The organism is Citrobacter enshiensis, assembly GCF_029338175.1.
GTDB classification, from domain to species: domain Bacteria; phylum Pseudomonadota; class Gammaproteobacteria; order Enterobacterales; family Enterobacteriaceae; genus Citrobacter_D; species Citrobacter_D enshiensis.
Window position 1 is genome coordinate 1,669,187 of sequence record NZ_CP119862.1, and the last position, 19,313, is coordinate 1,688,499.

Below are 19,313 nucleotides of genomic sequence, written 5' to 3' on the forward strand. Positions count from 1 at the left end.
GGCGTTGCCTCATAACAATGTAATGGAATCGTAGTGTACGGGCCTGTTACCGCTTTATATGTGATTCATATCTCATTACTTGTGCAACTTATGAAACTTAAACTAAAAATGCGCGACGCATCGCAAATTTTAACCCACTACCGCCAGAATGACAGGAAACAAAAAGGGGGCCAAAAGCGATGTGATAATCCCGCAAATCACCAGCGCCAGCGAACTGAAGGCGCCTTCCTGGTAATCCAGCTCAGCGCAACGTGCAGTGCCGAGGGCATGCGATGCGGTGCCCATTGCCAGCCCGCGCGCGGCTTTGGTTCGGATCCGCATGGCGTTTAACAGCGTATGACCAAACACGGCCCCGAGGATCCCGACAAAGATCACGCATACGGCGCTGATCGCCGGAATGCCGCCAAGACTCCCCCCAACCGCCATCGCGATAGGCGTGGTGACCGATTTCGGCAATACCGACGCGGCGATTTCAGGCGTGGCGCCCATTAACAAGGCCACCGAAGTGCCGGTCACCATGGCGACCACGCTGCCAAAGAAACAGATAGTGATGATGGATTTCCAGCGGGCGCGGATCTGGTGCAGTTGCTCATAAAGCGGATAGGCCAGCGCCACCACGGCCGGTTGCAGCAGGTCGTTCAGCACTTTGCTGCCCTGAAAATAGTGATCGTAAGGGATCCCGGTGAGGATAAGAAACGGAATGATGACCACCATGGCGATCAGCAGCGGGTTCAGCAATGGCATCTTAAAACGTACCGCCAGTTTGCGCGCTGCAAAAAATACCGCCAGTGTCAGAGGTAACGACCACCAGATGTACGACATCATTGTTTTGATCCTTTCTGCCCAATCACTTTTCGTTCGCCGTGCACAATATGTGAGCTCCAGCTAACCACCAGAAATACGACCAGCGTACTTATCGCGCAGGAGACAATAACGGGTCCGAACTGCGCGCGCAGCAAGTCAAAGTACTGCATCACGCCAACGCCAATGGGAACGAAAAGTAACGCCATATAACGAATAAGTACGTAGCAACCTGGGTTGACCCATTTTGCCGGCAGAATTTGCAGCGCCAGTAAGACGAACAGGATCAGCATACCGATGATGCTGCCGGGAATCGTGATGGGAAGCAGCGACGCAATAAAAATACCCGCATATAAGCAGGCATAGATCAGCACAAATGCGCGTAAATATTGCCAGACGATATTCAGTGATTTACTCATAGTAAACGCCCTTGATGAGAGGGATTCATCATACAATTAAACTTTAAAATGTGCTACCGATCACATCATGAATTATGAGCATAGTGGATATAGACAACGGGAACATTGCGTCATAAAGATCATAGCGGAGAGACTTTAAACCGCACTACAGAGACGCTACCATAGCGCCTCTTTTTTTGCGGGTGACGATATGCGTGTTTTGCTGGCGCCGATGGAAGGCGTGCTTGATTCTCTGGTGCGCGAGCTCCTGACCGAGGTGAACGACTACGATCTGTGCATCACGGAATTTCTGCGCGTGGTGGATCAACTCCTGCCGGCGAAAGTATTCCACCGTATTTGCCCGGAACTGCTCAATGCCAGCCGGACACCCTCGGGTACGTTGGTGCGTATTCAGCTTCTGGGGCAATATCCGCAATGGCTGGCGGAAAATGCCGCGCGTGCGGTGGAGTTAGGATCGTATGGCGTCGATCTTAATTGCGGCTGTCCGTCAAAGCTGGTCAACGGCAGCGGCGGCGGTGCGACCCTGCTCAAAGATCCTGAACTTATCTATCAGGGGGCAAAGGCCATGCGTGAGGCGGTGCCTGCACATCTGCCCGTGACGGTGAAAGTGCGTCTTGGCTGGGACAGCGGCGACAGAAAATTCGAAATTGCCGATGCGGTACAGCAGGCGGGCGCGAGCGAACTGGCGGTACACGGTCGCACGAAAGAACAAGGGTATAAAGCGGAGCACATCGACTGGCAGGCGATTGGCGAAATCCGACAGCGGTTAACGATTCCGGTTATCGCCAACGGTGAGATCTGGGACTGGCAAAGTGCGCAGGACTGTATGGCAATAAGCGGTTGCGACGCGGTGATGATGGGGCGAGGGGCATTAAATATCCCTAACCTGAGTCGTGTCGTGAAATATAACGAACCGCGTATGCCATGGCCTGACGTGGTTGTTCTGCTGCAGAAATATACCCGGTTGGAAAAGCAAGGCGATACCGGGCTTTATCACGTGGCGCGCATCAAACAGTGGCTGGGGTATTTACGTAAAGAGTATTCAGAAGCGACCGCGCTTTTTCAGGAGATTCGTTCACTCAATAACTCACCGGATATTGCCCGCGCGATTCAGGCCATTGATATTGCGGCGTTGCGGCCATGAAACATGGCCGATGACGCGGCGGCGGATTGGGCAAACCAGGGAAACAAAACGAGGCGTATTTTTATTTATTATTTGAATGATTTTTAAAATATCATTTAAGTGGAATATATTTTTCTGATTATTTCTTTTATTTTCCAAAGATGTATTGCCACGCGTAACTAAAAAAACAGACGCAACACCACGTAATATCCATACACCTTTTCTTACCAGAACACCCCCATGAATCGTTATTCTCCTTTTGTCGCGACCGCGTGTTTGCCGCTATTTGTTGCTCTTGCGGGATGCGCCCCGATGCACGACAACCGCCAGGCGTTGGCACAGCAGACGCCCACTTCACACATCGAATCTGCATTACCGGCGGCATTGAAAAACGGTTGGCCGGACAGCCAGTGGTGGCTGGCTTATCATGATCCTCAGTTGAATGCGCTGATTGAAAGTGCGTTAACGCAGGCGCCAGATATGCAGGTGGCTGAACAGCGTATTCAATTAGCGGAGGCGCAGGCCAAAGCCGTTGAAGCGCAGGACGGGCCGCAGGTCGATTTCTCGGCGAATGCAGAACGGCAGAAAATGTCAGCCGAAGGGGTGATGGGGCCCTTTGCCAGTACCGATCCCGCTGCGGGAACGACCGGTCCGTGGTACACCAACGGTACATTTGGGCTTACAGCGGGTTGGAACCTGGATTTGTGGGGGAAGAACCGGGCAGAAGTGACTGCGCGGATTGGCACCGTCAAAGCGCGTGAAGCCGAGCTGGAACAGACCCGTCAACTGCTGGCGAGTGGCGTGACGCGTTTATACTGGGAGTGGCAAACCCAGGCGGCGTTGAGCAACGTGCTAACTGAGATTGAACAAGAGCAAAAAAATATCATTACGGCTGACCGCCAACTGTATCAAAACGGCATTACCTCCTCCGTGGAAGGCGTGGAGACGGACATAGACGACAGCAAAACGCAGCAACAGCTCAATGATGTCGCCGGTAAAATGAAGGTCATTGAGGCAAGGCTGGCGGCGCTAACCCATCGGCAATCCACGCCGCTGACGCTGCATGGTGTTGCGCTGCCGAAGGTGGAAAGCGCGTTACCCGCGCAGTTGGGGTATTCATTGCTGGCTCGTCGTGCGGATCTGCAGGCGGCGCACTGGTACATTGAGTCCTCTCTGGGCAGCGTCGAAGCGGCGAAGGCGGCCTTTTATCCTGATATCAACCTGATGGCCTTCCTGCAACAGGATGCTCTGCACATGAGCGATCTGTTCCGTAGTTCAGCGCAACAAATGGGCGTCACTGCCGGACTGACGCTGCCGATCTTCGACAGTGGCAGGCTGAATGCGAATCTCGATATCGCCAGGGTGCAAAGTAACCTCTCAATAGCGAATTACAACAAAGCGGTGGTTGACGCGGTGAATGACGTGACGCGCGCGGCAAGCCAGGTTGAAACGATGGCGGCAAAAAATCAGCAGCAGCAGCAGATTGAGCATGATGCTCAACGTGTTGTTGGACTGGCGCAGGCGCGTTTTAATGCCGGTATCATCGCCGGTTCCCGGGTCAGTCAGGCGAAGATCCCGGCGCTACGCGAGTATTGCAATGGCCTGATTTTACAAGGCCAGTGGCTTGATGCCTCTGTTCAACTGACCAGTGCATTAGGCGGGGGCTACCACACAACCTGACAGTCAGCAGCCGGTAGCGCTTGCTGCCGGCTGTATTTATTGCGCTTTTTGTCTGCTACGCCGTTTCAGCCACCAGCGTGTCCCCACTACCAGCCCGATAATCAGCACCAGCCAGATCCCATGTTTGATGTGCTGATCGAGATGGTGCAACCAGGGCGCAATCACCTCGCCGCCGAGATAACCCAGGGTCGTAAACAGCAGCGCCCAAATCAGCGCGCCTAAAATATTCAGCGGCAGAAAGATCTTTGGCGGCAGGTGGCTGGCGCCAATCAGAAGCGGGCCGATGACGCGAAATCCGTACATGAATCGTGTACCGATCACAAACAGATAAGGGCGGCGTTGGATCATCTTTTGCGCGTAATGAATTTTGCTGCGATGACGCGAGAAGCGGCGCAGAATTTTCCCACCAAATCGACGTCCCACTAAATACAGTACCTGATCGCCGATCATGCCGCCGAGAGCAACGGAGACGACGACCAGCGCAAATTTGAGCAACCCCTGATGTGCAGCGACACCCCCTAACAGGGTGATGGTTTCGCCTTCGGCCAGACTGCCAATGACCAGCGCGGCATAGCCGTAGTGCGCGATAAGACTGTTTATATCCATACGTCGGTATGACCTCCACAATCTTTAGCATACACCTTATGAATCTTTATGGCCGGAAAAGCGCCCGTTCAGCGAACCGGTATTTCGCAGGCTGTACATAAAATAATCGAAAGCTGAATTATACTTGAAGTGTTGAGGTCCGGAGCTGACAAGAAGGGGGGCGGTATGAACCATGTCTGGGGGCTGTTTTCCCATCCCGATCGTGAAATGCACGTGATCAAGAGTGAAAACGAAACCATTTCGCACCACTATACCCACCATGTCCTGATGATGGCGGCAATCCCGGTGATTTGCGCATTTATTGGCACCACGCAAATTGGCTGGAATTTTGGCGATGGCAATGTGTTTCAGCTCTCTCTGTTCACCGGTTTTGCACTGGCCATCGTTTTTTACGCGGTCATGCTGGCTGGGGTGGCTGTAATGGGGCGGGTCATCTGGTGGATGGCGCGAAACTATCCGCAACGTCCTTCTCTGGCGCACTGCATGGTATTTGCCGGCTATGTCGCCACGCCGCTTTTCCTGAGCGGTTTTGTGGCGCTATATCCGCTGGTATGGCTGTGTGCGCTGATCGGTACCATCGCGCTGTTCTACACTGGTTATTTGTTGTATCTCGGTGTCCCGACATTCCTGAATATTAACAAAGAGGAAGGGCTGAGCTTTTCCAGTTCGACGCTGGCTATCGGCGTGCTGGTGCTGGAGGTCCTGTTAGCTATCACGGTGATCCTGTGGGGCTATGGGTACCGGTTATTCTGATTTCATACTCTTAAATGGCGTTGCTGGCGTAAAAGTCAGCAACGCAGCATTTGCTGACGATTCTTCAGTGGCGGCAAACTTGCCTGATCGCTATGATGCCTGAGCTAGCTTGAGTTTCTACTTAACTCCGGCGGTGCGCGTTGTGACGTGCGTGAACCATTATCAGAAATCTCATCATGCTGAAATTCCGAGTTTCAATACTAAGCCTTGCCCTGATGCTGGCTGTCCCTTTTGCGCCGCAGGCTGTGGCGAAAACGGCGGCTACCACAACAGCGTCTCAACCTGAGATTGCGTCTGGTAGCGCGATGATTGTTGATTTAAATACCAACAAAGTCATCTATTCGAACCATCCTGACCTTGTGCGTCCGATTGCGTCGATCACCAAATTAATGACGGCGATGGTGGTGCTTGATGCGCAACTGCCGCTGAACGAAAAACTGAAAGTGGATATCAGCCAGACGCCAGAAATGAAAGGGATCTACTCCCGCGTGCGTCTGAACAGTGAGATTAGCCGTAAAGATATGCTGCTGCTGGCGTTGATGTCCTCGGAAAACCGCGCGGCGGCAAGCCTGGCGCACCATTATCCGGGCGGCTATAACGCGTTTATTAAAGCGATGAATGCCAAAGCCAAAGCGTTGGGCATGACCCACACGCGGTTTGTGGAACCGACGGGGTTGTCCATTCATAACGTCTCGACGGCCCGCGACTTAACAAAGCTGCTGATTGCCAGCAAACAGTATCCGCTGTTGGGTCAGTTGAGCACGACTCGCGAAGACATGGCCACGTTTGCCAACCCGGCCTACACGCTGCCATTCCGCAACACTAACCATCTGGTGTATCGCGATAACTGGAATATTCAGCTGACCAAAACGGGCTTTACCAATGCGGCGGGTCACTGTCTGGTGATGCGCACGACCATTAAGAACAAACCGGTGGCGCTGGTGGTGATGGATGCCTTCGGCAAATATACCCACTTTGCCGATGCCAGCCGTTTACGCACGTGGATTGAAACCGGCAAAGTCATGCCGGTTCCGCCAGCGGCGCTGAGTTATAAGAAGCAAAAAGCTGCGCAGATGGCCGCAGCAGGTGCCAGTAAGAGCGAGCAAACGGCGCAGAACGATTAATGCGTCGAAGTATGCCCGAGAGCGCTACGCTCTCGGACAATCGCCTCACTTCCAGAACTTCTGCTTACTTGTCTTACCGATACCCGGATTCATGCTATTCGTCGGGTCATTTTCACGATAAAAACGTGTCAGCGTTTCTGGCGCCTTATACAGATGCCCTACGTTATGTTCCGCCGGGTATTGCGCCCCGCGCTGGTGGAGCAGTTCCAGCATTTGCTCTTTCAACGCATGCGCATCGACGCCTTTCTTCACGATGTAATCCTGGTGGAAGACGTAGCACATAAAATGGCCGTAATAGAGTTTATGCACCAGTTGATTGCTGATTTCGGGCGGCAGGTGCTCATACCATTCGGTATCGTTGCGGCGCAGGGCAATGTCGAGCGCCAGAATATCCTCAACCTCATCAGCATGAACTGCCTGATAACGAATTGCCGCGCCAGCTGCTGCAAAACGGTGCAGGAACGCCTTACTGCCTTCTTCCGGCGTACAGGCGAAAAAGTCACCCTCGGCGGTTTTGAAAAACTCCGTCAACCAGTTTTGCGCTTCCGCTACGCCGTCTCCCGCCATTTTTAACAACAGGTGATGCTCGTATTTATCGCGCCAGCTTTTCATCCGTGGCGGCAGGTGGCTCGGGAACAGATGGCCGAACTTCTGCATTGCGCGGTCAGTGAAGTGCGGACGGAAAAATTTTACGTTTTCCAGCATCGCATCGGTACGGCCTTTCAGGGTGAAGAAGAACGGCATTTTGTCGGTGCCGAGTTTATCGATCATCAGGAAGGTATCTTTGCCGTATTTTTCCGCGATGTCATAGATGTCGCGATGCATATATTCACCCGCAACCGGCAGGTTCTCAAACGTCGCCAGGATATGGCGGCGGATTTCCGTCAATACGTCCGGCTGGTTGGTGCCGATGTAGAAGACCTGCTGATTTTTTTCGGCCGGGAAGGTGTCCAGACGTACGGCAAACACGGCCAGCTTGCCTGCGCAACCGGAGGATTCGTATAAACGGTCCGGGTCGGCGTTATAGCGCGCGGGCGTGTCGGCTTCAATATCGCGCACGCGGGTGACGTAATCGTGGTCGTGTGCGTGGCGACCATCATGGCGTACGTCTTCATCTTTGACGCGTTCGTCATCCAGTTTGCTGAGGATCTGCTCCGGCGTCTCGCCAAGGTCGATACCCAGATGGTTGACGAGTTGCAATTTACCCTGTTCATCAATGCGCGCGAACAGTGACATTTCGGTATAGGCCGGGCCACGTTGCACCAGCGAGCCCCCCGAGTTATTACAGATACCACCGATGACGGAAGCGCCAATGCAGGAGGAGCCAATCACCGAGTGCGGCTCGCGACCAAACGGCTTGAGCGCTTTTTCCAGCGAGTAGAGGGTGGTACCAGGAAACGCCAGCACCTGCTCGCCTTTATCCAGCAAATGAAGTTTGTCGAGGCGCAGGGTGCTGATAATGACAATGTCCCGGTCGTAGTCATTGCCGCTGGGCGTGGAGCCTTCGGTCAGCCCGGTATTGGCGGCCTGCATCAGAATAATTTTATCTGCATTGACGCAGGCATTGAGCACGCGCCACAGCTCCATCAGCGAGCCAGGGAAAACCACGGCCAGCGCGTCGCCGTGTCCGGAACGAAAGCCCTTGCGATAGCGGGCAGTTTTCGCCGGGTCAGTGAGCAGGTGTGAATGGCCCACCAGGCGGGCGAGCTCATGAATTAAATCGTTATTCTCGGTTGTTGTAATGGAAGACATTTTCCACTCCTTGTGGTGGGACAAAATATCGGTGTTAAGCATAGCGCTTTGTATGACGATTTTATTCATGAATGTTTCGAAAAAATCAGAGAATAACCTTAGCTTTCTTTTTCTCACCCGTTTAGGCTTATGGCAAACTACGGTTTTTGCTATATTTTCGCCGCCTCTGCGGGCTAAAAATAAGAGAGAAACAACATGAAATGGCTATGTTCTGTAGGTGTCGCGGTGAGTCTGGCCATGCAGCCAGCGTTGGCGGAGTCCCTGTTTGGCGATCATCCATTAACGCCTGAGGCGCGGGACGCGTTTGTCACCGATTTGCTCACCAAAATGACCGTTGATGAGAAAATTGGTCAGCTGCGTTTGATAAGCGTGGGTCCGGACAATCCAAAAGAAGCCATCCGCGAAATGATCAAAGACGGGCAGGTGGGGGCGATTTTTAATACCGTCACCCGCCAGGATATCCGCAAAATGCAGGATCAGGTGATGGAACTCAGCCGCCTGAAAATTCCTCTGTTCTTTGCCTACGACGTGTTGCACGGCCAGCGTACCGTTTTCCCTATCAGCCTTGGTCTGGCATCCTCCTTTAATCTGGATGCGGTCAACACCGTGGGACGCGTTTCAGCCTATGAAGCGGCGGATGATGGTCTGAATATGACCTGGGCGCCGATGGTGGATGTCTCGCGCGATCCGCGTTGGGGCCGAGCTTCCGAAGGGTTTGGCGAAGATACGTATCTGACCGAAACGATGGGTAAAACCATGGTTGAAGCGATGCAGGGCAAAAGCCCGGCGGATCGCTACTCGGTGATGACCAGCGTGAAACACTTCGCCGCTTACGGTGCGGTTGAAGGCGGTAAAGAGTACAACACGGTGGATATGAGTCCGCAGCGCCTGTTCAACGATTATATGCCGCCGTACAAAGCCGGGCTGGATGCCGGAAGCGGCGCGGTGATGGTGGGGCTTAACTCATTAAATGGCACCCCGGCGACCTCCGATGCCTGGCTGCTGAAAACGATATTGCGCGATAAGTGGGGCTTTAAAGGCATCACCGTTTCTGACCACGGGGCAATCAAAGAGCTGATTAAGCACGGTACCGCCGCCGACCCTGAAGATGCTGTGCGTGTGGCGATCACCTCCGGCATCAACATGAGTATGAGTGATGAGTATTACAGCAAATACCTTCCGGGGCTGATCAAGTCTGGCAAAGTGACAATGGCTGAGCTGGACGATGCCGCGCGTCACGTCCTCAACGTGAAGTACGATATGGGATTGTTTAACGATCCTTACAGCCACCTGGGGGCAAAAGAGACTGACCCGCAGGACACCAACGCTGAAAGCCGTTTGCACCGTAAGGAAGCGCGTGACGTTGCCCGCGAGAGTCTGGTGTTGCTGAAAAACCGTCTTGAAACGCTGCCGCTGAAAAAGTCCGGCACCATTGCCGTGGTCGGGCCGTTGGCCGACAGCAAACGTGATGTGATGGGCAGTTGGTCCGCCGCTGGCGTTGCCGATCAGTCCGTGACGGTGCTGACGGGCATTAAAAATGTGTTGGGCGATAACGGTAAGGTGGTGTACGCCAAAGGAGCGAACGTTACCAACGATAAAGGCATTGTTGATTTCCTTAATCTGTACGAAGAGGCGGTGAAGGTCGACCCACGCTCACCGCAGACGATGATTGATGAGGCGGTTGCCGCCGCGAAGCAATCTGACGTTGTAGTCGCGGTGGTCGGGGAAGCTCAGGGGATGGCTCACGAGGCCTCCAGTCGTACCGATATCAATATTCCGCAAAGCCAGCGTGATTTAATTACGGCGCTGAAGGCGACGGGCAAACCGCTGGTGCTGGTGTTGATGAATGGGCGTCCGCTGCAGCTTGTGAAAGAAGATCAGCAGGCCGATGCGATTCTGGAGACCTGGTTTGCCGGTACGGAAGGCGGCAACGCCATCGCCGATGTGCTGTTTGGCGACTATAACCCCTCCGGTAAGTTACCGATGTCCTTCCCGCGCTCTGTCGGGCAGATCCCGGTTTACTACAGCCACCTGAACACCGGTCGCCCGTATAACGCTGACAAGCCGAACAAGTACACCTCGCGTTATTTTGATGAGGCGAACGGTCCGCTGTATCCGTTTGGCTATGGGTTGAGTTACACCACATTTACGCTGTCGGAGGTGAAACTCTCCTCCCCGACGATGAAACGTGATGGCTCAGTCACCGCCAGCGTGCAGGTCACCAATACCGGCAAGCGTGAAGGCGCGACGGTCATTCAGATGTATCTGCGGGATGTGACGGCGTCCCTGAGTCGCCCGGTGAAACAGCTGAAAGGGTTTGAGAAAATCACGCTGAAACCGGGAGAAACGCAGACCGTCAGTTTCCCGATTGACATCGACGCGCTGAAGTTCTGGAACCAAAGCATGAAGTATGATGCTGAACCCGGTAAGTTTAACGTCTTCATCGGCATGGATTCCGCCAGGGTAAAACAAGGCGAGTTTGAACTGCTGTAACCTGTAAACAAAAAGGCTGGGAAACCAGCCTTTTTATTTTTCGCTTTGAATTTTTCCTGGTTTGCAATAGTGATTCTTTTGATTTTTATTGAATTGTGATGGCTGTCAGTATTTATTGCGTACGGGGAATAATTACCTCTACTTGCGATCCCTTACTCCCCTCATTTAAGTTGAAATTGTGAGTTAGATCACTTCTTGGGTGAAGGTTACTGTCGCGTTTTGTGCGCGTGCTCAAATCTTTATTGACCCTGCCAACCCAGACGTGAAGCGTCTCACTGTTACGTCAAAAAGCGTGTTTGCGCTCGGGCGAGAGAGAGAAAAACTTCGTTAAATGCCGTCCAATACACTTGTGACAGGTAGGACTATGAAGCTCTCTTTAGAAAACAGCTCGCTTGATAAAACCGGTAACACGGTGGTCACCACGCAGCTGCAGCAAATGATTGACGAGATTGATCGTGCGGGCGGCGGTATGCTTACCCTCACGCCTGGCATTTATCGCACCGGTACGCTGGTACTTCCTTCGAATTTTACGCTGCACCTCGAGGCCGGGGCGAGCCTGCTTGCAAGCGCCGACGCTGAGGATTATCAGGCGGTAGAAACGGTCACGATGGCTGAGTTGTCGCGCATGGCGCTGATTTATGCCCGTGGGCAGCACCACATTACGCTCAGTGGCGAAGGTCGCATTGACGGCGAGGCTGCCAACTGGTTTGCCGCACAGGCCGACGAACAAGGCTATCGACTGCCGAAGAACCAACGCCCACGTCTGCTGGTGCTGGAAGGCTGTGAACAAATCCGTATTCGCGATATTACGTTGTATGACGCTCCGATGTGGACTGCGCATCTGGTGAGCTGCAACCACGTCTATATTCGCAATCTGACCATTGATAACGATCTGACGCTGCCGAACACCGACGCGCTGGATATCGACAGTTGCCAGCACGTGCATATCAGCGATAGCTACTTCAGTGCGGCGGATGACGGTATTTGTCTGAAGACCACCAACAAGCCCGCCTCGCTGCAACAGCCTATTCGCAACGTTGTGGTGAATAACTGCATCGTGCGTTCGAAAAGCTGCGCCATCAAGATTGGCACCGAAACGTTCGCCGATATCGAAAATATCACCCTGTCCAACTGCACCATTTTTGAGTCTAACCGCGGGATTGGCCTGGTGTCGCGTGATGGCGGACGTTTTCAGCAGATGGTGTTCAGCAATATTCTTTTTGACTGCAGTCATGCTCACCCTTGCCATTGGGGTAAAGCCGATCCGGTCTACATTTCTGTGCGCCATCGCGCGCCTGACATTACGCCAGGCATCGTTTCAAATATCACGTTCAGCAACCTGGCCGGGACTGCGGAAGGGGCGATTAACCTGCACAGCGAAACGGCAGGCATGATCCGCGATGTCATGTTCAATGGGGTCAGTATCGAACAACGGGTCAGCACGTCTGAAGAACAGGGGTTCTACGACATTCGCCCGCCGTGCAATCCAGAACGCCCAACGGGTATGGGACTGGATAATGCGTACAACGTTAACCCACAGACCGGTCGCGCCCATGGCGTTGAAGCCTTCCCCGGCGGATTACCTGTGTTTTACGCCAACGGCGTCACGGGATTGCGGTTGTCGGGTATCACGGTTCGCCGCCCTGAAACGCTGCCTGCTCACTGGCATACACAACCCATCGTATTGCTCAACGTTCAGGACTGCCTGACGGATTCTCCCTCTGTATGAGGGAAATGCTTTGTATGCCTTCTCAGTGACCGGGGATAGAAAATGATAAAAAAAGCTCGTGAAATAAAAATGCACAACTACGTCTGCTATGGTCTTGCAGATGTGATTGGCTCCGGCGCCTTCACTCTGGTGAGCGCATGGCTGCTGTTCTTTTTAACCACTTTTTGTGGACTGACGCCGATTCAGGCCGGTTCACTGTTTGCTGTGGCGCGTATCGTTGATGTGATCATGTGCCCGTTAATGGGCTACATCTCGGACAACTTCCACAAAACGCGTCTGGGCCGTCGTTTTGGCCGCCGCCGTTTCTTCCTGCTGCTGAGTATCCCGCTGGTGGCGGTGTATAGCCTGCTGTGGGTGGAAGGCTTCAACTACTGGATGTATCTGCTGGTCTACATCCTGTTTGAAGTGGTCTACTCCATGATCATCATCCCGTATGACACGCTTTCTGCGGAGATGACGTCTGACTTTAACAAGCGTTCAAAACTGACCAGTGCGCGTATGTACATCGCACAGCTTGCTGGTTTTGCCGCAGCGTTCCTGCCTGGACGACTGATCTCTTATTTTGGCGCAGATTCGTCAGACTCGTTTTTCTATGCGGGCGCTATCTTCACCGTTTCATTTATGATTGTGCTGTTTTTTGTGTACTTCGGAACCTGGGAACGCTCCCTGGAAGAGATCGAGCAAAACGAGCGCAAAATTGATGAGACGGAAAAACTGCCTCTCGGCACCCGTATTTACAATATTTACTACGATTTCGTCTCCACGCTGAAAATCAAAACCTTCCGTTCGCATTTGGGGATGTATCTGGGGGGTTCTGTTGCCCAGGATATCTTTAACTCCGTGTTCACCTATTTTGTGGTGTTCGCGATGATGACCTCTTCTGTGACGGCTTCAAACCTGCTGGGAATGATCAACGGTCTGCAATTCTTTGGCGTGGGTCTGGCGACCTGGTTAACGTTGCGCTTCTCGCCTTCACGCGCGTTTGCCACTCAGGGTGCGCTGGCTGTTCTGGCATTCATTCTGTTTACCGTCACCTGGATGAACGGCTCAACCAGTATGGCAATGCTGTATCTGGCGGCGGGTATTGCCGGTCTGGCGCGCGGTGGCATTTATGCCATTCCGTGGAACAACTACACCTTTGTAGCCGACGTGGATGAAATCCTCACCTGTAATCGTCGTGAAGGGATCTTTGCCGGGTTCATGAGCCTGCTGCGTAAAGCCTCCCAGGCGCTGTCCATTTTCCTGGTCGGCGTGGCGTTGCAGATGGCCGGTTTTGTCTCCGGACAAACCAACCAGCCAGAGTCTGCCATCAATATGATCATGATAATCATGATTGTCCTGCCGGTGCTCCTCACCCTGTGGGGGATCTGGTCTGCATTCCAGTTCAAGGTCAATAGCCGTACCCACGCGATCCTCAATGAAGAGGTTGCCCGTCTCAAGCGTGGCGAAAGCAAAGCGACCGTTAGCGCTGAAAACAAAGCCGTTATCGAAAGCCTGACCGGGATGCCGTACGAGCAGTGCTGGGGCGAAAACACCGTTGGCTACATCAACCGTAGCCATATGAAATCACAGTCTGCGGCACAACCGAAAAATGCCTGAAGACCGGGGCGGACAGCAATGTCCGCCTGCTATTGGAAGAGAACAAAATGACTGAACAGAGCCTGGTGATGCAACAAGGGCTATGGGCGCGGATGGGATTACCTCGCGAACTTTGCTGGGGATTTATCGGCGTTTTTCTTTTTATTACGGGCGCAACAATAGAACAAAGTTGGCTCTCCTCGATGCTGCAACAACGGGGATTCTCTGCGTTTGATATCAGCCTGCTGTCCTCTATATTTGGCCTGTGCGTGGCGGCAGTCTCCTGGTTTTCCGGCATTGGCGCCGGGGTTCTGGGATTACGTCGTTTAATGTGGGTCGCGACGTTGGTGTACTTTATCGGTTCTATACCGTTTATCTTTGTCGCCTTACCGCAAAACAACTATCCGCTGATGGTCGCCACGTATGCGCTGCGCGGCGTCGCGTACCCGCTTTTCGCCTATTCGTTTCTGGTGTGGATCAACCAACGCTGCGAGATTCGGATCCTGGGGCGCGCGGTGTCCTGGTTCTGGATTGCTTTTGGTGTCGGCATGACCATCGTCGGCCCGTGGTATTCAAGCCTGATGATTGCGAAATGGGGTGAAACCAACACGCTGCTGAGTGGGTTTATCTTTGTCCTGTGCGGCGCGTTTTGCGCACTGGTGCTTAACCGCGATCGTCCCGACTGGCAGCGGGGCCAGGCGTTAGGCCCGGCGCTTCTCGAAGGGATAACTGTACTGGCGCGTGAGCCGAAAATGCGTCTGGCGGTGGTGGTGAAAACCATCAACGACATTGGTAAGTTTTCACTGGTGATCCTGATGCCAGTCTATCTGCCCCGGTTTGGGTTTAGCATCGCGGAGTGGCTGACTATCTGGGGTCTGGTCAACGTCATCAACATTTTCTCCAGTTATCTGTTTGGCTGGTTAGGCGATACCATTGGCTGGCGTAATACGGTGGTGTGGTTTTCCGGCACGCTGTGCGGGGTTGCCTCGCTGGCAGTTTGCTACGCGCCGGTGTTATTTGGTCATAGCGAACTGGCGCTGTTCCTGGCGTTGTCGATTTATGCGATTGGGCTGGGGGCGTTTGGGCCACTGAGCGCACTGATCCCCTCGTTGTTGCCGCAAAATAAAGGGGCGGCCATTTCGTGTCTGAACCTAGGATCCGGGTTAAGTAATTTCGCCGGACCGTTTATTGTGACGCTGTGCGTCGGGCCGTTGGGCGTGGAAGGTACCCTGTGGGTGATCGCCATTCTCTATTTTGCCGCCAGCCTGTTGACGATCCCGCTGAGATTGCCTGATAACCCGCAATCTCCAGGTTAACCTCTGACTTTTCGTCTATGCTTTTTCCTCAAGTCTCTGAAAAGGGCAGCAAAAGAGTGAGGAAAGCGACATGACAATCTCAAAGCTATGGTTGAGCTCACTGGCGCTGGCAGCGGCAGTGAGCTTTCCCTTACAGGCTGCATCTCCTGTCACCGTCGGGTCGAAGATCGATACCGAAGGGGCGCTGCTCGGCAATATTATTCTGCAAGTACTGGAAAGCCACGGCGTTAAAACAGTCAATAAAGTGCAACTGGGCACCACGCCCGTGGTGCGCGGGGCGATCACCTCCGGGGAGCTGGATATCTATCCGGAATACACCGGTAATGGCGCCTTCTTCTTCAAAGATGAAAACGATCCGGCGTGGAAGAACGCCCAGGCAGGCTTTGAAAAAGTCAAAAAGCTGGACGCTGAGCAGAATAAACTGGTCTGGCTCACGCCCGCACCCGCCAACAATACGTGGACCATTGCCGTACGTCAGGATGTGGCAGAAAAGCACAAACTCGCGTCGCTTGCCGATCTGGGGCGTTATCTGAAAGAGGGCGGTGAATTCAAGCTGGCGGCGTCTGCTGAATTTATCGAGCGCGCTGATGCGCTTCCCGCCTTTGAAAAAGCCTACGATTTTAAACTGAATCAGAACCAACTGCTGTCGCTGGCCGGTGGCGATACGGCGGTCACCATTAAAGCCGCCGCCCAGCAAACCTCCGGCGTCAATGCGGCAATGGCGTATGGCACCGATGGGCCGGTAGCGGCGCTGGGCCTGCAAACGTTGAGTGACCCTAAGGGTGTTCAACCCATTTATGCCCCCGCACCGGTGGTTCGCGACGCGGTACTGAAAGCGCATCCGCAAATTGCCGAATGGCTACAGCCGGTATTTGCCAGTCTGGATGAGAAAACGTTGCAGCAATTAAACGCCAGCATTGCCGTCGAAGGACGGGATGCGAAAAAAGTGGCGGCGGACTACCTGAAGCAAAAAGGGTGGGTGAAGTAACTGAATTTGTCTGCGATGCGTAAGGTGTCAAACGTCAGCCTCAATCGCGTGCTGTTGCTGCTGGTTCTCCTGACCGCCATTGCTGCTGCGCTTCCTTTCGTGAACTACGCCCCGAACCGACTGATGTCAGGTGAAGGGCGTCAGCTCTGGGATATCTGGCCGGACATTAAATGGAGACTGGTGGGGGGATTCGCGCTCCTGCTTGCCCTGTGTTTGTTCCCCGGCCAACGCGGTGCAGTTGTTACGCTGGTGGTTGTGCAACTGCTGCTAACGGGCGTGCTCATCGCGGCCGGAAGTGCGGCGACGCATCTGGCCCAGACAGGCAGCCCGCTGGCGCGAACCAGCCTCGGCAGCGGTTTTTGGCTGGCGCTGGGTATGACGCTTTTGGCCTGTAGCGATGCGATTCGACGTATCACCGTACACCCGCTGTGGCGCTGGATATTGCATGCGCAAATCGCGGTGGTGCCGCTGGCGCTGTTGTTTTCCGGCACCTTCAACGATCTCTCGTTACTGAAAGAGTACGCCAACCGTCAGGATGTCTTTGATGATGCTTTTGCGCAGCACCTGACACTGCTGGTCGGTACGGTGGTGCCTGCGCTGCTGATTGGCGTACCGCTGGGGATCGGCTGTTATTTCTCAACAGCGCGCCAGGGGGCTGTCTTTGCGGTACTGAATGTTATCCAGACCATTCCCTCTGTCGCTCTATTTGGCCTGTTGATTGCGCCGCTTGCCGGGCTGGTGAAGCACTTTCCATGGCTGGGAACCGTGGGGGTGGCAGGCACCGGCCTGACGCCGGCGCTGATCGCACTGGTGCTGTATGCCTTGTTGCCGCTGGTGCGCGGCGTGGTCGCAGGGCTAAACCAGGTACCGCATGAAGTTCTGGAAAGCGCCAGAGCTATGGGGATGAGTCTTCGTCAGCGTTTTATCCATGTCCAGTTGCCCCTTGCGCTGCCGATTTTCTTGCGCAGCTTACGGGTGGTGATGGTGCAGACCGTCGGAATGGCGGTGATCGCCGCGCTTATCGGCGCCGGAGGATTTGGCGCGCTGGTCTTTCAGGGACTGCTCAGTAGCGCCGTTGACTTAGTCTTGCTAGGGGTCGTTCCGGTCGTTGCGCTGGCGATAGTTATCGATGCGCTGTTCGATTTATTGGACGCACTCCTGAAGGTCAAACACGATGATTGAATTTAGCCATGTCAGCAAATCGTTTGGCGAACAAAAGGCCGTCAGCGATCTCAACCTGCATTTTCGTGAGGGCAGTTTTTCGGTCCTCATTGGGACCTCTGGTTCAGGAAAATCCACCACGCTGAAGATGATTAACCGACTGGTGGAACATGACAGTGGGCGGATCCGCTTTGCCGGGGAAGAGATACGTAGCTTGCCGGTGCTGGAACTGCGCCGACGGATGGGATATGCCATCCAGTCTATCGGACTTTTCCCCCACTGGACTGTGGCGCAGAATATCGCCACGGTGCCGCAACTGCGGAAATGGTCGCGTTCGCAAATTGATGACCGCGTAGAGGAATTGATGGCGTTGCTGGGGTTAGAGGCGGGACTGCGTGAGCGTTACCCCCACCAGCTTTCTGGTGGTCAACAGCAGCGGGTGGGCGTGGCGCGCGCACTGGCTGCCGATCCGCAGGTATTGTTAATGGACGAACCGTTCGGCGCGCTGGACCCGGTGACACGCAGCACGTTACAGCATGAGATGACCCGCATTCATCGCCTATTGGGGCGCACTATCGTACTGGTGACGCACGACATTGATGAAGCGTTGCGCCTCGCTGAGCATCTGGTGCTGATGGATGGTGGCGAAGTGGTGCAGCAGGGGACGCCGCTGGAAATGCTGATGTCTCCCGCCAGTGATTTCGTACAGGCATTTTTTGGCCGCAGCGAGCTTGGCGTGCGATTGCTGTCGCTACGTCATGTGGGCGATTTTGTCCGGCGTCAGGAACGGATGGCAGGAGAAACGTTGGCAGAGGAGATGACGCTGCGTGACGCGCTTTCCGCTTTTGTGGCGGGTGGGTGTGACGTCTTGCCGGTGGTTAATCAGCAGGGCGTTCCCTGCGGGACGCTCCATTTTCGCGATTTACTTTCAAAGACCTTGCCTCATGAAACTTCTGCGTGATCCGCTGTTATGGCTCATTGCCGTTTTTCTGCTGTTGCTGGTGAGCTTGCCGCACAGTCAGGCGCTGTTTGGCGCGCTGTTTCCCCAATTACCGCGCCCGGTATATCAGCAGGAAAGTTTTATCGCGCTGGCGTTGGCGCACTTCTGGCTGGTCGGTATTTCGAGCGTGGTTGCCGTGGCGGTAGGCGTTGGGGCGGGGATCGCAGTGACGCGTCCGTGGGGGGGCGAATTTCGTCCGCTGGTTGAAACCCTTGCGGCGGTTGGACAAACCTTTCCCCCGGTGGCGGTGCTGGCGATAGCGGTTCCGGTGATGGGATTCGGTCAGGAACCGGCGATCATCGCCCTGATCCTGTATGGCGTGTTACCGGTTTTACAGGCCACCCTGGCGGGGCTGGGGGCAATCCCGGATAGTGTGGTCAGCGTGGCGCGTGGGATGGGGATGAGTCGCGGGCAGCAGCTACGCAACGTTGAGCTTCCTCTGGCGGCGCCGGTGATTTTGTCCGGTATTCGGACGTCGGTGATTATCAATATTGGAACGGCGACCATTGCTTCAACGGTGGGGGCCAGCACGCTGGGCACACCCATTATCATTGGGCTCAGCGGGTTTAACACAGCCTATGTGATTCAGGGGGCGGTACTGGTGGCGCTGGCGGCAATCATTGTCGATCGCGTTTTTGAACGACTCGGGCAATACCTTACCCGGCATGCAAAATAAATGTATAACCTGCGAGCATGACGCCGCCAATGCCACCGATGGCCATCAGCAGGAAGAGGGTAATAACACCGATTTTAGCTACGCTCATTATGCACTCCTTATGTTAACGGAGCG

Annotated in this window: 17 protein-coding genes; 12 read left to right on the plus strand and 5 right to left on the minus strand. The window is 54.3% G+C overall.

All coding sequences use genetic code 11. The annotated features are described in order from the left end of the window. Positions 1 to 129: 129 nt before the first annotated feature. Positions 130 to 825, minus strand: a complete 696-nt coding sequence (locus P2W74_RS08005; protein ID WP_276294606.1) for a CidB/LrgB family autolysis modulator — start codon at positions 823 to 825, stop codon at positions 130 to 132. Continuing rightward, on the minus strand, positions 822 to 1,220 hold the full coding sequence (locus P2W74_RS08010) for a CidA/LrgA family protein (protein WP_276294607.1): 399 nt from the start codon (positions 1,218 to 1,220) through the stop codon (positions 822 to 824). The genes P2W74_RS08005 and P2W74_RS08010 overlap by 4 nt, the downstream gene beginning before the upstream one ends. Before the next feature lie 190 nt (positions 1,221 to 1,410). Between P2W74_RS08010 and dusC the strand changes: the two genes are divergently transcribed. Together dusC and mdtQ are read left to right on the plus strand one after the other, a co-directional pair. Next, entirely contained in the window at positions 1,411 to 2,364 is a 954-nt protein-coding gene (gene dusC, locus P2W74_RS08015) for a tRNA dihydrouridine(16) synthase DusC (protein WP_276294608.1), read from the plus strand. A gap of 219 nt (positions 2,365 to 2,583) precedes the next feature. Next, positions 2,584 to 4,023, plus strand: coding sequence for a multidrug resistance outer membrane protein MdtQ (mdtQ, locus tag P2W74_RS08020; RefSeq protein ID WP_276294609.1), 1,440 nt, complete (start codon positions 2,584 to 2,586; stop codon positions 4,021 to 4,023). Positions 4,024 to 4,059: 36 nt separating this feature from the next. Here mdtQ and P2W74_RS08025 read toward each other — a convergent pair whose 3' ends face one another. Beyond that, positions 4,060 to 4,629 (minus strand): DedA family protein, encoded by a 570-nt coding sequence (locus tag P2W74_RS08025; protein ID WP_276294610.1) that lies wholly within the window; start codon positions 4,627 to 4,629, stop codon positions 4,060 to 4,062. 165 nt (positions 4,630 to 4,794) lie between these two features. Between P2W74_RS08025 and P2W74_RS08030 the strand changes: the two genes are divergently transcribed. After that, entirely contained in the window at positions 4,795 to 5,382 is a 588-nt protein-coding gene (locus tag P2W74_RS08030) for a Yip1 family protein (RefSeq protein ID WP_276294611.1), read from the plus strand. 176 nt (positions 5,383 to 5,558) lie between these two features. Then, complete coding sequence (gene pbpG / locus P2W74_RS08035; RefSeq protein ID WP_276294612.1) at positions 5,559 to 6,506, plus strand: D-alanyl-D-alanine endopeptidase; 948 nt, start codon at positions 5,559 to 5,561, stop codon at positions 6,504 to 6,506. Between the two features lie 45 nt (positions 6,507 to 6,551). Here the strand turns inward: pbpG and dld are convergent, their stop codons facing one another. Further along, a complete protein-coding gene (gene dld / locus P2W74_RS08040; RefSeq protein ID WP_276294613.1) occupies positions 6,552 to 8,258 on the minus strand; it encodes a D-lactate dehydrogenase in 1,707 nt (568 codons plus the stop codon). 195 nt (positions 8,259 to 8,453) lie between these two features. Here dld and bglX point away from each other — a divergent pair, with 195 nt between their 5' ends. The 8 genes from bglX to P2W74_RS08080 all read left to right on the plus strand — a co-directional run bounded on the left by bglX (position 8,454) and on the right by P2W74_RS08080 (position 19,199). Continuing rightward, the gene (gene bglX, locus P2W74_RS08045) at positions 8,454 to 10,751 is read left to right on the plus strand and encodes a beta-glucosidase BglX (RefSeq protein WP_276294614.1); all 2,298 of its coding nucleotides are present in this window, start codon (positions 8,454 to 8,456) and stop codon (positions 10,749 to 10,751) included. Between the two features lie 364 nt (positions 10,752 to 11,115). After that, on the plus strand, positions 11,116 to 12,480 hold the full coding sequence (locus P2W74_RS08050) for a glycoside hydrolase family 28 protein (protein WP_276294615.1): 1,365 nt from the start codon (positions 11,116 to 11,118) through the stop codon (positions 12,478 to 12,480). A 42-nt stretch (positions 12,481 to 12,522) separates the two neighbouring features. Beyond that, on the plus strand, positions 12,523 to 14,079 hold the full coding sequence (locus tag P2W74_RS08055; RefSeq protein WP_276294616.1) for an MFS transporter: 1,557 nt from the start codon (positions 12,523 to 12,525) through the stop codon (positions 14,077 to 14,079). A 47-nt stretch (positions 14,080 to 14,126) separates the two neighbouring features. Next, positions 14,127 to 15,374 carry an MFS transporter gene (locus P2W74_RS08060; protein WP_276294617.1) on the plus strand — a complete coding sequence of 416 codons (1,248 nt, stop codon included), beginning with the start codon at positions 14,127 to 14,129 and terminating at the stop codon, positions 15,372 to 15,374. A 70-nt stretch (positions 15,375 to 15,444) separates the two neighbouring features. Continuing rightward, entirely contained in the window at positions 15,445 to 16,362 is a 918-nt protein-coding gene (gene osmF, locus P2W74_RS08065; RefSeq protein WP_276294618.1) for a glycine betaine ABC transporter substrate-binding protein OsmF, read from the plus strand. A 15-nt stretch (positions 16,363 to 16,377) separates the two neighbouring features. Next, a complete protein-coding gene (locus P2W74_RS08070; RefSeq protein ID WP_276294619.1) occupies positions 16,378 to 17,544 on the plus strand; it encodes an ABC transporter permease in 1,167 nt (388 codons plus the stop codon). Beyond that, positions 17,537 to 18,484, plus strand: a complete 948-nt coding sequence (locus P2W74_RS08075; protein WP_276294620.1) for an ABC transporter ATP-binding protein — start codon at positions 17,537 to 17,539, stop codon at positions 18,482 to 18,484. The genes P2W74_RS08070 and P2W74_RS08075 overlap by 8 nt, the downstream gene beginning before the upstream one ends. Continuing rightward, positions 18,468 to 19,199, plus strand: coding sequence for an ABC transporter permease (locus tag P2W74_RS08080; RefSeq protein ID WP_276294621.1), 732 nt, complete (start codon positions 18,468 to 18,470; stop codon positions 19,197 to 19,199). The genes P2W74_RS08075 and P2W74_RS08080 overlap by 17 nt, the downstream gene beginning before the upstream one ends. Here the strand turns inward: P2W74_RS08080 and P2W74_RS08085 are convergent. Beyond that, the gene (locus tag P2W74_RS08085; RefSeq protein ID WP_192612784.1) at positions 19,180 to 19,287 is read right to left on the minus strand and encodes a protein YohO; all 108 of its coding nucleotides are present in this window, start codon (positions 19,285 to 19,287) and stop codon (positions 19,180 to 19,182) included. The genes P2W74_RS08080 and P2W74_RS08085 overlap by 20 nt on opposite strands. Between the last annotated feature and the right edge of the window lie 26 nt (positions 19,288 to 19,313).

Coding starts and splice junctions, on each gene's coding strand:
- P2W74_RS08055 (WP_276294616.1), top strand. CDS start 12,523: ATGATAAAAAAAGCTCGTGAAATAAAAATGCACAACTACGTCTGCTAT.
- P2W74_RS08050 (WP_276294615.1), top strand. CDS start 11,116: ATGAAGCTCTCTTTAGAAAACAGCTCGCTTGATAAAACCGGTAACACG.
- P2W74_RS08080 (WP_276294621.1), top strand. CDS start 18,468: ATGAAACTTCTGCGTGATCCGCTGTTATGGCTCATTGCCGTTTTTCTG.
- osmF (WP_276294618.1), top strand. CDS start 15,445: ATGACAATCTCAAAGCTATGGTTGAGCTCACTGGCGCTGGCAGCGGCA.
- dusC (WP_276294608.1), top strand. CDS start 1,411: ATGCGTGTTTTGCTGGCGCCGATGGAAGGCGTGCTTGATTCTCTGGTG.
- P2W74_RS08075 (WP_276294620.1), top strand. CDS start 17,537: ATGATTGAATTTAGCCATGTCAGCAAATCGTTTGGCGAACAAAAGGCC.
- bglX (WP_276294614.1), top strand. CDS start 8,454: ATGAAATGGCTATGTTCTGTAGGTGTCGCGGTGAGTCTGGCCATGCAG.
- P2W74_RS08085 (WP_192612784.1), bottom strand. CDS start 19,287: ATGAGCGTAGCTAAAATCGGTGTTATTACCCTCTTCCTGCTGATGGCC.
- pbpG (WP_276294612.1), top strand. CDS start 5,559: ATGCTGAAATTCCGAGTTTCAATACTAAGCCTTGCCCTGATGCTGGCT.
- dld (WP_276294613.1), bottom strand. CDS start 8,258: ATGTCTTCCATTACAACAACCGAGAATAACGATTTAATTCATGAGCTC.
- P2W74_RS08070 (WP_276294619.1), top strand. CDS start 16,378: ATGCGTAAGGTGTCAAACGTCAGCCTCAATCGCGTGCTGTTGCTGCTG.
- P2W74_RS08010 (WP_276294607.1), bottom strand. CDS start 1,220: ATGAGTAAATCACTGAATATCGTCTGGCAATATTTACGCGCATTTGTG.
- P2W74_RS08025 (WP_276294610.1), bottom strand. CDS start 4,629: ATGGATATAAACAGTCTTATCGCGCACTACGGCTATGCCGCGCTGGTC.
- P2W74_RS08005 (WP_276294606.1), bottom strand. CDS start 825: ATGATGTCGTACATCTGGTGGTCGTTACCTCTGACACTGGCGGTATTT.
- P2W74_RS08030 (WP_276294611.1), top strand. CDS start 4,795: ATGAACCATGTCTGGGGGCTGTTTTCCCATCCCGATCGTGAAATGCAC.
- mdtQ (WP_276294609.1), top strand. CDS start 2,584: ATGAATCGTTATTCTCCTTTTGTCGCGACCGCGTGTTTGCCGCTATTT.
- P2W74_RS08060 (WP_276294617.1), top strand. CDS start 14,127: ATGACTGAACAGAGCCTGGTGATGCAACAAGGGCTATGGGCGCGGATG.